This is a genomic window from Pseudoalteromonas sp. PS5, assembly GCF_004103255.1.
In the GTDB taxonomy this organism is placed as follows: domain Bacteria; phylum Pseudomonadota; class Gammaproteobacteria; order Enterobacterales; family Alteromonadaceae; genus Pseudoalteromonas; species Pseudoalteromonas peptidolytica.
Genome location: NZ_RCSQ01000083.1, coordinates 16650 through 29141, shown reverse-complemented (window position 1 = coordinate 29141; position 12492 = coordinate 16650). Strand labels below are relative to the sequence as shown.

At 42.4% G+C, this 12492-nt stretch carries 11 protein-coding genes and 1 pseudogene; 2 read left to right on the top strand and 10 right to left on the bottom strand.

From position 1 onward, the window contains the following. Positions 1 to 2: 2 nt before the first annotated feature. The 7 genes from ispC to rpsB form a co-directional block, all read right to left on the bottom strand. Positions 3 to 1193, bottom strand: a complete 1191-nt coding sequence (gene ispC, locus D9603_RS11820; RefSeq protein ID WP_128731461.1) for a 1-deoxy-D-xylulose-5-phosphate reductoisomerase — start codon at positions 1191 to 1193, stop codon at positions 3 to 5. Beyond that, complete coding sequence (locus D9603_RS11815; protein ID WP_128731460.1) at positions 1190 to 2056, bottom strand: phosphatidate cytidylyltransferase; 867 nt, start codon at positions 2054 to 2056, stop codon at positions 1190 to 1192. Before D9603_RS11815 ends, ispC begins: the two co-directional genes overlap by 4 nt. A gap of 10 nt (positions 2057 to 2066) precedes the next feature. Next, on the bottom strand, positions 2067 to 2840 hold the full coding sequence (locus tag D9603_RS11810; protein ID WP_128731459.1) for an isoprenyl transferase: 774 nt from the start codon (positions 2838 to 2840) through the stop codon (positions 2067 to 2069). Positions 2841 to 3011: 171 nt separating this feature from the next. Continuing rightward, positions 3012 to 3569, bottom strand: coding sequence for a ribosome recycling factor (gene frr / locus D9603_RS11805; RefSeq protein ID WP_125253108.1), 558 nt, complete (start codon positions 3567 to 3569; stop codon positions 3012 to 3014). Positions 3570 to 3696: 127 nt separating this feature from the next. After that, positions 3697 to 4434, bottom strand: a complete 738-nt coding sequence (gene pyrH, locus D9603_RS11800) for a UMP kinase (RefSeq protein ID WP_125253109.1) — start codon at positions 4432 to 4434, stop codon at positions 3697 to 3699. Positions 4435 to 4573: 139 nt separating this feature from the next. Further along, complete coding sequence (gene tsf / locus D9603_RS11795; protein ID WP_125253110.1) at positions 4574 to 5425, bottom strand: translation elongation factor Ts; 852 nt, start codon at positions 5423 to 5425, stop codon at positions 4574 to 4576. A 221-nt stretch (positions 5426 to 5646) separates the two neighbouring features. Further along, complete coding sequence (gene rpsB, locus D9603_RS11790; protein ID WP_128731458.1) at positions 5647 to 6375, bottom strand: 30S ribosomal protein S2; 729 nt, start codon at positions 6373 to 6375, stop codon at positions 5647 to 5649. 280 nt (positions 6376 to 6655) lie between these two features. Between rpsB and map the strand changes: the two are divergent. Beyond that, a pseudogene (map, locus tag D9603_RS11785) lies at positions 6656 to 7446 on the top strand (type I methionyl aminopeptidase). A 203-nt stretch (positions 7447 to 7649) separates the two neighbouring features. On the opposite strand, the gene D9603_RS11780 reads toward map, so the two are convergent. Continuing rightward, entirely contained in the window at positions 7650 to 8327 is a 678-nt protein-coding gene (locus D9603_RS11780) for a hypothetical protein (protein WP_128731457.1), read from the bottom strand. Positions 8328 to 9039: 712 nt separating this feature from the next. Here D9603_RS11780 and D9603_RS11775 point away from each other — a divergent pair. Continuing rightward, entirely contained in the window at positions 9040 to 9687 is a 648-nt protein-coding gene (locus tag D9603_RS11775) for a helix-turn-helix transcriptional regulator (RefSeq protein ID WP_125253114.1), read from the top strand. Between the two features lie 140 nt (positions 9688 to 9827). Here the strand turns inward: D9603_RS11775 and D9603_RS11770 are convergent, their stop codons facing one another. Together D9603_RS11770 and D9603_RS11765 are read right to left on the bottom strand one after the other, a co-directional pair. Continuing rightward, positions 9828 to 11324 carry an amino acid adenylation domain-containing protein gene (locus D9603_RS11770; protein WP_128731456.1) on the bottom strand — a complete coding sequence of 499 codons (1497 nt, stop codon included), beginning with the start codon at positions 11322 to 11324 and terminating at the stop codon, positions 9828 to 9830. Next, positions 11321 to 12463 (bottom strand): acyl-CoA dehydrogenase family protein, encoded by a 1143-nt coding sequence (locus tag D9603_RS11765; protein ID WP_128731455.1) that lies wholly within the window; start codon positions 12461 to 12463, stop codon positions 11321 to 11323. The genes D9603_RS11770 and D9603_RS11765 overlap by 4 nt, the downstream gene beginning before the upstream one ends. Positions 12464 to 12492 lie beyond the last annotated feature (29 nt).

Below are 12492 nucleotides of genomic sequence, written 5' to 3'. Positions count from 1 at the left end.
AGTTACCTCAATGTTGTAATGATTTGCTTAGCTCGATAACGTGCAGCTTGGTCTGCTTCCATAATAGACTCAACGGATTCTAATACGCCAAGCGTGGTTTGCTCAAGTGTTAAGGCGTTCACTCGGTAGATGTCACAAAAGCCTATTTGTTTATCTAAAAAGGCTGCGACCGCTACTTCATTAGCAGCGTTAATCGTCGTTGTCGCAGCTTGACCACTACGACAAGCATCAATTGCTAATCGCAAATTTGGATAACGTTCAAAGTCTGGTTTTGTGAAAGTGAAATCAACTATTTGTGAAAAGTCCAAAGGCTCAACGCCCGCATCAATTCGCTCTGGGTATGCCAACCCATAGGCAATGGGTGTACGCATGTCAGGTTGCCCCATCTGTGCAATAACAGAACCATCACGATATTGCACCATAGAGTGGATCATACTCTGAGGATGGATCACCACGTCAATATCATCCGCAGAACAATTAAAGAGCCATTTAGCTTCAATAAACTCAAGCCCTTTGTTCATCATAGTTGCTGAATCAACAGAGATTTTTCGACCCATAGACCAGTTTGGATGGGCTACAGCTTCTTCAACAGTAACATTCGGTAGCGTCTCTAATGGCCGCTGCAAGAATGGTCCACCAGATCCGGTTAATAAGATTTTACTCACACCACTTTCGCACAGGGTGTTGCTTTGCCCTGTTTGTATTGAGTTTGGTAAACATTGGTAGATGGCATTATGTTCGCTGTCTATAGGGAGCAAAGTCGCGCCATGCGCTTTTACTTTATCCATAAATAGCTGACCACTCATAACCAAAGATTCTTTGTTTGCAAGCAGGACCTTTTTCCCTGCTTCAACCGCCGCTAGGGTAGGTAGTAAACCCGCTGCACCGACGATAGCGGACATCACAATATCAACATCATCATGTCGCGCCATATCTGCCATCGCGCTAACACCACTGAGCACCTCGGTAGCAGTATGAGCTAAGTGTTGAGCAAGCTGTTGAGCGGCCAGCTCAGAATTCATTACTGCATAGCGTGGTTGATATGCTAAACAAAGCTCTGTCATTTTCTCAACATTTTGACCAGCAACTAAGGCAAAAACGCGATACTGATGTGCATTTCTACTCACAACATCGAGTGTTGATAGTCCAATGGAGCCTGTTGCACCAAGTACGACCAAGCTTTGTTGATTCATAGTACAACCGTCCACGCGTAGCAAAATGCAAAAATCGGCGCTGCGGCAGTAAGACTGTCTATGCGATCTAAAATGCCACCATGGCCTGGCAAGCAACGACCAGAGTCTTTAAGGCCAACTTCACGTTTGAACATGCTTTCTAGTAAATCACCTACCGCGGAAAAAAGTGCAATAACCACAGTCATGACCGCATATATCGGCCACATATTCATATCAATCGCTGCAAAATGGCAGAAAATCAATACAAATAACACAGCGGTCACCAAGCCGCCAACTAAGCCTTCAATGGTTTTGTTTGGACTGACTTTGGGCATAAGCTTATGCTTGCCCAAGTTTTTGCCAGCAAAGTAAGCACCAATATCGGCACTCCAAACAATCCCTAGTACGACCATAATGAGCACCGAGCCAATATGCTCGCCTTCTTGGTATCCCGCACTTCGCATCACATTCAGCGCCAGCCAAAGCGGGATCAATGTTAATACTCCCGCGATTGAACGCATCATAATACCTTCGTTCCAAGCTCTCGCAGCACGAGGGTACTTTACCACCAAGAAAGTTGCGACTAGCCACCATGCAAACGCTAACGTAAAAACGTAATTTGCATCTGCAACTAAGCGCCCTTGTTGCCATAACTCTTGTATCGGCCAATGGCTATTAAGCACTAGTATCAATACAGCCATGACGCCTACAAAAGCAATTCGTTGACGCTTTTGACACAGACCAGCAAGCGCTGACCACTCCCATGCACCCAGTAAAACGATAAGTGCGGCAATGGTACTAAACATTGCCAACGGCGTATAAAACACCAAAAGTAGTGCCAGAGGTGCAAGCACAGCTGACGTTAAAATGCGTTGTTTTAACAAATTTGAACCCTTAACTTGTTGCGTCTTTCTCTGCAAGGAGTTGCTTAATTTGCTCTCCCGTACATCCAAAGCGTCGCTCTCTAGACACGTAACAAGCAATGGCTTCAGAGAATGCTTGCTCGTCAAAATCAGGCCATAGCGTGTCGGTAAAATAGAGTTCAGCATACGCTGCTTGCCAAAGCAAAAAGTTGCTAATGCGGAAGTCACCTCCCGTTCTGATCAACAAATCAAGACTTGCTTGGTCAGACATAGTCATTTGCTTGGTGAGTGCATCTTCGGTTATATCGCTGGCTTGCAATTCACCCGAGGCGACTTGCTGAGCGAGTTGTTGTGCAGCTTGTGTAATATCCCAACGCCCACCGTAATTTGCAGCAATGTTTAAGTTAAGCCCAGTATTGTTTTGGGTCAATGTTTGAGCTTCATGAACTCGCTGCTGAAGCGCGTCTGGAAAACGAGAAAGATCGCCAATAATGGTTAGCTTTACGTTGTTCTTATGTAATTTTTTAACTTCTTTAGACAGCACATAAATGAATAGCTCCATCAATGTGCTTACTTCGTCTTCTGGCCTACGCCAGTTCTCACTACTGAATGCAAATAGTGTCAAAGACTCTATACCCAGTTTGGAACAGAATTGCACAGCACTTCGGACAGAGTCCACACCCTTTTTATGCCCAAAGGCACGAGGGCGCCTACGAGCTTGAGCCCAACGACCGTTGCCATCCATTATTATCGCAACATGTTTTGGCAGTGACTGCTGAGAAATAACCTCTGCTTTTAAAACCATAATTCCAATTTTAGTGAAAAAAAAACGCCGCCTAGTATACCCTAGGCGCGCTTCAAACCTAATAAATTTGTCCTTGTACCTAGGCAAAAATGCGCTAACTGCTCAGAAACAAAACAGATTTTTCTACTTTGTTTTAATGAACTCTGTACACACCTGCTAGGTAAAAGACGCTTAGATTTCCATTAGCTCAGCTTCTTTAGCACTTAGCTGTGTATCCATTTCTTTGATGAACTTATCTGTTAACTTTTGAATTTCATCTTCAGCTTGGCGTGCTTCATCTTCCGAGATCTCTTTGTCTTTTAGTAAAGACTTTACATCACCGTTAGCATCGCGACGGATATTACGAACAGCAACACGACCACCTTCTACTTCACCACGTACGATCTTGATCAGATCTTTACGACGTTCTTCAGTAAGTGGAGGAAGCGGAACACGAATAACAGTACCAGCAGACATTGGGTTCAAACCTAAATCAGACGATAAAATTGCCTTTTCTACAGCTTGAGCTAGAGACTTGTCAAACACACTGATAGCCAGTGTACGAGAGTCCTCTGTGGTTACATTTGCTACTTGGTTTAATGGTGTATCCGCACCGTAGTAAGAAACAGAAATACCATCTAATAGCGCAGGGTGTGCACGACCCGTACGAATTTTAGAAAGTTGGCTTGCAAGAGCTGCCACACTTTTTTTCATGCGCTCTTGAGCGTCTTTTTTAATATCTTCGATCACAATACTTTCCTAGTCTGTTCTTGTTATGCCAGATTATACTCGCAATTTAGAGATTCGCTACTTCACCTTCACGTCGGTTAATTAGACTCCGTCATCTAAACTATGCGTTGCCAAAATCGACGTTAGATTATTCTGCAGCCTGAGAAGAGATCAGCGTCCCCTCTTCTTCACCCATGATGACATTTTTCAATGCACCTGGTTTGTTCATGTTGAATACGCTAATTGGCATATTGTGGTCACGTGCCAATGTAAAAGCGGCTAGATCCATCACTTTCAATTCTTTGTCGATAACTTCGTTATACGTCAACGTGCGGTATAACGTTGCCTCTGGATTTTTCACCGGATCGTCGCTAAATACACCTTCAACTTTGGTAGCCTTAATTACCGTATCAGCTTCAATTTCGATACCACGCAAACATGCAGCCGAGTCGGTTGTAAAGAATGGGTTGCCCGTACCTGCAGAGAAAATAACCACACGGCCAGACTTTAACAAGCTGATTGCTTCAGCCCAGTTGTAAGCATCACACACGCCATTTAATGGAATAGCAGACATCAGGCGTGCATTTACAAAAGCACGATGTAGCGCATCACGCATCGCAAGCCCATTCATAACCGTTGCTAGCATTCCCATGTGATCGCCAACAACACGGTTCATGCCCGCTTCAGCAAGTGAACCACCACGTAAGAAGTTACCGCCACCGATAACCAAACCCACTTCTACGTCGAGCTCTACTAACTCTTTGATTTCTTGTGCCATACGATCCAAAACTTTTGGATCAATACCAAAGCCTTCATCTCCCATTAAAGCTTCACCACTAAGCTTTAAAAGAACGCGTCTAAAAACAGGTTTTTTATTGATAGTCATAATATCCGGGCCAATTAAAAGTGAGGTAAAAAATAACCGCGCTTATGCTAGACATAAATGCGCGGTTATTTTAGAGAATTTTCAGCAATGACGCAAAGCTAATGTCAGCTTTTACGTCATTAGGCATCACCGTTGGTGATTACTCGCCTTTCGCCGCAGCGATTTGTGCTGCAACTTCAGCTGCGAAGTCTTCTTCTTTCTTCTCGATACCTTCACCTACTTCTAGGCGAATGAATGAAGAAACAGATGCACTCTTCTCTTTAAGGTAGTCACCTACTGATTTCTTAGGTTCCATGATGAAAGCTTGACCAGTAAGAGAGATCTCACCAGTGAACTTCTTCATACGACCAACAACCATTTTTTCAGCGATTTCAGCTGGCTTGCCTTCGTTCATTGCGATTTCAACTTGAACCGCTTTTTCTTTTTCAACTACTTCAGCCGGTACATCTTCTGGGTTTAGGTAGTCAGGCTTAGACGCAGCTACGTGCATAGCAACGTGCTTAAGTGTTTCTTCGTCAGCTTCACCTGCAACAACAACACCGATGCGCTCACCGTGACGGTAAGCAACTAACTTTGCACCTTCGATGAATTCAACACGGCGGATGTTCATGTTCTCACCAATTTTAGCAACTAGTGCAACACGCGTTTCTTCGAACTTAGCTTTAAGCGCTTCGATGTCTAGCTTTTCAGCTAGTGCAGCGTCAGCAACTTCATTAGCAAAACCTAGGAAGCTTGCATCTTTTGCTACGAAGTCAGTTTGACAGTTAACTTCAACTAGTGCAGCAACGCCTTCGCTTTGCTTGATGATGATAGTACCTTCAGCAGCGATGTTACCTGCTTTTTTAGCAGCTTTTGCAGCACCACTTTTACGCATGTTTTCGATAGCTAGATCGATATCACCGTTAGTTTCAGTTAGTGCTTTTTTACAATCCATCATACCAGCGCCAGTGCGCTCACGAAGTTCTTTTACTAGGGCAGCAGTTACAGCCATTAGAATATCCTCAAATCTGAATTCAGTTCTTGATAAAACCAACCTTTAAGTTGGCTGAATATCAAATCAAGTACAGCACGCCTCAATTTGATAAAAATCCGTTATCTTTCAAGGTCTGCTTGGCAAACAACGGGGTAAGCAGTCAATCGCTTATAAAGAATATCAAGTCTTCACCAAAAATTTGATGAAGACTTGATGACAGCTAATACCTAATCAGGTAATTACTCAGCTTCAACGAAGTCGTCGTTTTCTGCTTGAGCAACGATGTTGCTTTCACGGCCTTCAGTGATAGCCGTTGCTACTGCACCAGTGTATAGCTGGATTGCACGGATAGCATCGTCGTTACCTGGAATGATGAAATCAACACCATCTGGGTTAGAGTTAGTATCAACAACAGATACTACTGGAATACCTAGGTTGTTAGCTTCACGGATAGCGATGTGCTCGTGGTCAGCGTCGATAACGAAGATAGCGTCAGGAAGACCGCCCATATCTTTGATACCGCCAAGGCCTTTTTCAAGCTTTTGCATTTCACGAGTAAGCATTAGCGCTTCTTTCTTAGTAAGCTTCTCAAAAGTACCGTCTTGGCTTTGAGTCTCAAGCTCTTTAAGACGCTTGATTGATTGACGAACTGTTTTCCAGTTAGTCAACATACCACCTAACCAACGGTGATTTACATAGAACTGCTCACTTTGGATAGCCGCTTCTTTAACTGCTTCGCTTGCAGCGCGCTTAGTACCTACGAAAAGGATTTTACCTTTGTTTGAAGCAACGTTCGAAAGAAACTTAAGAGCGTCGTTGAATAAAGGTACTGTTTTTTCTAGGTTGATGATATGAACGCGGTTACGTGCACCGAAGATGAACGGCTTCATCTTAGGGTTCCAGTAACGTGCCTGGTGACCGAAGTGAACACCAGCTTGAAGCATATCGCGCATTGAAACGTTTGCCATTGTATATTTCCTCTAATAGTTTAGGGTTAGGCCTCCACATATCCCATAGCACCAACACGAAGTTTTTAAGCTACATGCACCCAAGTGTATGTGTCGATATGTGTGTGTGTTAATATTAATTAAGTGTGTTGTCTTAACTACAAACATTCATATTCACCAAGTGATGAAGAATTATTTGTAAAAAGACGGCGCGCTTTATACCATATATAAAGAATTAACTCAATCTTATGCGTAAAATTTGTGCATAATGAATGTTCATCTAAATTGACTTGGAGTCTAAATGAGTGCAGTGATCAAAACCCCTGAAGAAATCGAAAAAATGCGTGTTGCCGGGCGCTTAGCCGCGGAAGTACTGGAAATGATCGAGCCGTATGTTAAGCCAGGGGTGACCACAGACGAATTAAACACCATTTGTCACAATTACATTGTTGATGAGCAAGGAGCTATTCCTGCGCCACTAAATTACCACGGCTTTCCAAAGTCAATTTGTACCTCAGTTAACCACGTTATCTGTCATGGTATTCCAAATGACAAGCCGCTCAAAGAAGGTGATATCATCAATATAGACATTACCGTTATCAAAGATGGTTATCACGGTGACACTTCAAAAATGTTTTATGTAGGCACACCGACTATCCAAGGTAAACGCCTAAGCGAAATTACACAAGAGAGCCTATATCTTGCAATAAAAATGGTAAAACCAGGCGCTCGTTTGGGTGATATTGGCGCTGCAATTCAAAAGTATGCAGAAGGCTTTAACTATTCTATCGTTCGCGAAACTGCGGACATGGAATTGGTAAAGAGTTCCACGAAGAGCCACAGGTAATGCACTATGGTAAGCCAGGTACTGGTGAAGTGCTTAAAGCGGGCATGTGTTTGACCATTGAGCCTATGGTCAATGCAGGTAAGCGCCAATGTAAACTACTTAAAGATGAATGGACAGTTGTAACTAAAGACCGTAGCCTTTCAGCTCAATGGGAACATACTCTGTTAGTGACTGACAATGGCGTTGAAATATTAACGCTGCGCAGTGACGAAACGATTGATAGAGTGATCGAACACACAGCGTAAATTACTAATAACAACAGTAATAAACCCGAAGCCAGCGCTATGTCGTTGGCTTTTTAATTTCTCTCACTGGCGATGATTTTCTGTTGCTACAAATTTGCATTCTACCAGTTTGCTAATTCAAAATGAAAAGTAGCTTTATCATCACCAGTCTCTGAGCGCTCTCAGCTTAGGATACAACCTAGTCTAACATCTCCCTCTAAATTCTATCCAGATACCACCGACATACGACCGTCTTCCAAAAAGGATAACAGTGTTTGAGGGTGTTGGCGATTTTCATCAAATAAGTAACTATACTTTTTTAGTATGGCTTTTCTAGCTTGCTCATCCTTAGCCATTGCCATTTCATCTCTGAATGGTTGCGACTCCATGAGACCCTGATATTGGCTGGCAATACCAATGGTTGCTCGCACAGCATTGAGCACTTCAGGCTTTGCTTCAAACGCAGCGATTAATTCATCTTTGTATTTGTAATCCTTCGGCAAAACAAGCTTCCCCTCATCATCAAAGGTAATGCTTTTTGGCGGAATAGGGATATCGTGTTCAGCGAGTAAGGCTTTTACTTTCATCTCAGAATAGGCTGACAAATTATCAACATTTTGCTTAGTCGGTAAGATAAGCACAGCTTTAGTTAAGGCTGTACTTCCAGGCACATTAGCCGCGGCTTTAAAGTGATTATCTAAGTTTAGGGCTGTCTTCCCTTCATTTGTCATCATAGTGTAATAGCTGTTACTGCTCGTTGCAGCCTTGCTTTCGCCGTTCTCACTGCCAGCGTGAGCCGCTGACAGTGCCGTGGCAAAATCACTCTGAGCAGAATATTGCTTACGGTGAGCAGATTGATTTAGTGTGGCAGCTTGTGTTTGCATGGTTTGCGTAATATTCATACTAATCCTTTTGTGTTGAATGTATTCATCTTAAAAAACAAGCAACCTTCAAGCCAGAAATAACACTTCAACAAAATCCTATTAAAACCTTTAATTACAAAGGTTTAAACTTCACAAGCTCCACGCGGTACAATATCAATGGTAACATTAAGCGGCAAACATTCTCCTCATCACCGCAAACATGGTAATACTCATGATCAACTTTCTTATCAACCGCCTTTTGCTGCAATCCGAGGTACTCTCAAACAATCAAAACCGTCTCCAACTCCTTTTCGCGCTCTTTGGTCTAACATCATTGTGCAATCTTAATTATTAGCAAGCGAGCTATATAGTAAATTAGTATTAACCTCAATATCGAGATAAACGTTTCTATCTCTGAAACTAAATTTAACAAATACAACACCCTACAGCATCACAACTAACAATCACTTCGATATAAAAACTGCCTCCTTGTACCCCACCAGAAAAATAACTTAATAAAAATTTAATGCTTAAAAATTAGAACCTTAATCTTTAAGATTTAGATAGCACTGGTCAAACCAGCCTGCGCAGTCAAGCGCAAAAAAAACACCATCAAGACGTCTAGACACAATATGTAATCAATTGATTAAATAATTTGACCATTGTGAAAAAAAAAGACCATTATCTGCATAAGTAAACAAAAGAAACACATTGAATACAAAATGAAACAAAATTGTTAAGGAAAGCAGCCATGTCAAACACAAATAACGAGCTGATTGTAGTAACGTCCGCGATAATGCAACTAAAAGCAGCCGCAAAATACAAGAATTTTAATCATGATACGTTTCAGAGCGTCATGTCTTTTGCCAACAATTCCGGCCTGTATATCGCGTTAGTAAAGAAAAAAGAAAGAAAAGTAGTCTCAGACATCAATATATCAGCTTGCAGCCAATTAGTGAAAAAATTACAAGAAATGATTTACAACGATGAGTTCCCGCTGGAAGAGTTACGCGATGTCTGTAAAACCAGCAGTATTTTGTCCGACGTAGCACTTTATGGTCAGGACGATCCCAGTGCTGCATTTATGTTGCTGGTCATTTTCCAAAATAGCCTTTCTAGCACTTTGACACCCGCATCATACCTTATTGATTTGATCACTCCTTATTTACACAAAGCATATACCACAAGCCTAGAACCTAAATGGGCGGAGCAACACCCGCTAGATGCTTTGACAGCAAGAGAGAAAGAAGTATATGACTGGCTTTCGGCAGGAAAAACGAATAGAGAAATAGGCCTTATTCTTGGGATCAGCCCTTTCACAGTGAAAAATCATGTGGCGAGTATTTTAGATAAGCTCAATGCTCCAAACCGCTCTGCGGCCTTAGCACTGTGCAACTAGCGCATAAAGAAGCCCCTATATGCTGGATATGGGGCTTCAGAGGGGAAATTATTATTCAGAGGCTTTTTTATTCACATTGCAACCCATCTCTGAGCCACCTTTACATAATTAAAGAAATACAGACTTTTCGACATAAGATTTTAAGTCGCCATTAGTGCTTTACGGGCATATTTGCCGTTACGTGTTAATGGCAATTGTGACCAGATCTGTAGCCTGTCAATCAACATGTACTTTGGTAACAACTTTGCACAATACATTTTCAATTCAAGCAAGGTCGGTGCTTTTTCCTTGATTGTAATGTGGGCATGTAATTGTTTGTCTTCATTTAGTACTACAACACATTCTGCTACGTGCTTGTGTTGATTCAAAGCATGCTCTACTTCACCTAAATGAATGCGATAGCCCTTTACTTTAACCATATGATCTTCTCGACCGTTGTACATAAGTTCACCGAACTCGTTAAAGTAGCCTAGATCCCCTGTATTATAGTATTCACTATTCTGAGCAGTCTTTCCCCAGTATCCGGCAAATACGGTAGGTCCTGAAACACAAATAAAGCCCCGTAAACCTTGTGAAAGTTTGTCTCCTTGCTGGTTTCTAATGGTGATAACGCTGTTACTGGCGGGATAGCCAATAGGAAGAAGATCAGGAACATGCTTACCCACTTCATAGTAGGTGCACACATTAGTCTCTGTTGGGCCATAAAAGTTGTATAGTCGCGTATCCGGTAATTGTGCTCGTAATACTTTTAATGCTTTTATCTCGAACGCCTCTCCAGCAAAAATAACGTGTGTTAAGCGTTCACAGCGCTCGCCAAATAGCGGTTCTGCTTCTAACATAAGCTTAAGTGCAGTAGGCACTGAGTACCACACTGTTATCTTTTGCTGCTCAATGAAGTCGATTAACTGCTTTGGCACATAACTTAATAACTCAGACACCAAATGTACGCTTGCACCAGACAGTAAAGACACATAAATATCGAATACTGAAAGGTCAAAATGCCATGGAGCATGGTTTGCAAACCTATCTTGCTCACTCAAGGTGAGCTTTTCTTTCGCCCAACCAATAAATGCTAGCGCATTTTCATGGGTTATCTGGACACCTTTTGGTGTACCTGTAGAACCTGATGTATACAACATATAGGCTACGGCCTGCGGATTGACCTTTACAGGGGATGAAAGCCTCGTCGCTTGCATCGCATCATTCCAGCAAGTCAATGACGAAATAAGTTCAGCTTTGCCATAGTACTCTTCATTCAGCACAATAACTTGGCACTGAATCGAAAAGTCGCGAGTGCACTGATCTAACTGCTCAGCTGAGGTAATTAATACACTAAGCTGGCAATCCTTTCTTATTTCCTCAACACGCCGAATTGGGTTTGCAGGGTCTATTGGCACGTAAATCGCGCCAATATGAGTAACAGCAAGCATAGCAGCGAGGGCACGGCATGACTTGTCTACCCATAAGCCAACACGGTCACCAGAGCGGACTCCCAAACGCTCTAAATGTCCTGCAAAATGGAAGACCGCTTCGCACAACTCATCATAATCCATGCTTAACAAACCATCATGAACAGCCAACTTGTGTTCACCTGCAATAGACTTACCTTGGAGTAAAACCTCATTTAGATTTTTCATAGTAAGCCCAGCCTGTTACATATTAATTCTCTTTGAATATCAGACGTGCCAGAAAAAAGTACTGACCCTAACGCATCCTTAATGCTTCCATTTACGCCGCCTTCATCAAGATAACCCAGTGCTCCATGTATTCTAATCACATCTAATCCTGATTGGACGAAAGCTTCACTGATGGCGAGTTTACTCATGGCCACTGCTTTGGTGTTGTCTACATCTTGCGACTTCTGCCAAGCGGCAAAATAAAGTAATAATCTTGCGCTTTGAAGTCTCACTTCCATATCGGCGATACGGTGTGATACCGCCTGAAATTTACTTATCGTCTTGTCGCCCTGCTTTCGCAAGTTTGCATACTCAATACAGCAGTCTATATCGCGTTGCATCACACCAATAAATAATGCAAATAAGCAACAGCGTTCCCAATCCATTGATGCCGCAAATATCCTCGCACCTTGGCCTTCGTCACCTAATACGTACTTTTTGTGGACTTTCACATCATCAAAAAAAACCTGATTTAGCTGAGCCGAGTGCAAACCCAGCTTTTTATAACTATTACCTACCTCTATTCCTGGTAAGTTAGCGGGGATAACAAATGCTGTCTGACCGAGGTACCCGTACTTAGCATTGGTCGTTGCATAGGCAATAAAGTAGTCAGCAACACTGCCATTGGTCACATAGGATTTTGCTCCTTTGATGATATAATAATCACCCTCAAGACGTGCAGTTGTCGCTAACTTCGCGATATCGGAACCTGCTTCTGCTTCTGATATCGCATTTGCAGCAATTTTTTCTCCTGTGGTGAGCGAAGGTAATAGCTCTTGCTTTATCTCCTCACTACCATGTTCGTAAATTGGCATGACACAAGCAAAAGTATGTGCGGCTCCTGCAAACAATAACCCTGTGTCTGCACCGCCTTGCCCTAACCCTTCTAATACTTTTACTGTCGTTAAAATATCTAGGCCAGAACCACAAGGTGAGTATTTACTGTCGACAGGTAATCCAAAGTAACCGAAATCACCTAAAGATTTCCATAAATCAAACGGAAATTCCCCTGCTTTTTGGGTGGTAGACCTTAAGTCAGACGAATAACTTAAAGCATGCTCAAATAATGACAGCTGTGCCTCATTCCATTCAAAATTCATTTGTATCCCCTACTTGTTATACGTTATTG

Coding starts and splice junctions, on each gene's coding strand:
- D9603_RS11770 (WP_128731456.1), bottom strand. CDS start 11,324: ATGAAAAATCTAAATGAGGTTTTACTCCAAGGTAAGTCTATTGCAGGT.
- D9603_RS11810 (WP_128731459.1), bottom strand. CDS start 2,840: ATGGTTTTAAAAGCAGAGGTTATTTCTCAGCAGTCACTGCCAAAACAT.
- rpsB (WP_128731458.1), bottom strand. CDS start 6,375: ATGGCAAACGTTTCAATGCGCGATATGCTTCAAGCTGGTGTTCACTTC.
- tsf (WP_125253110.1), bottom strand. CDS start 5,425: ATGGCTGTAACTGCTGCCCTAGTAAAAGAACTTCGTGAGCGCACTGGC.
- D9603_RS11775 (WP_125253114.1), top strand. CDS start 9,040: ATGTCAAACACAAATAACGAGCTGATTGTAGTAACGTCCGCGATAATG.
- pyrH (WP_125253109.1), bottom strand. CDS start 4,434: ATGACTATCAATAAAAAACCTGTTTTTAGACGCGTTCTTTTAAAGCTT.
- ispC (WP_128731461.1), bottom strand. CDS start 1,193: ATGAATCAACAAAGCTTGGTCGTACTTGGTGCAACAGGCTCCATTGGA.
- D9603_RS11780 (WP_128731457.1), bottom strand. CDS start 8,327: ATGAATATTACGCAAACCATGCAAACACAAGCTGCCACACTAAATCAA.
- D9603_RS11765 (WP_128731455.1), bottom strand. CDS start 12,463: ATGAATTTTGAATGGAATGAGGCACAGCTGTCATTATTTGAGCATGCT.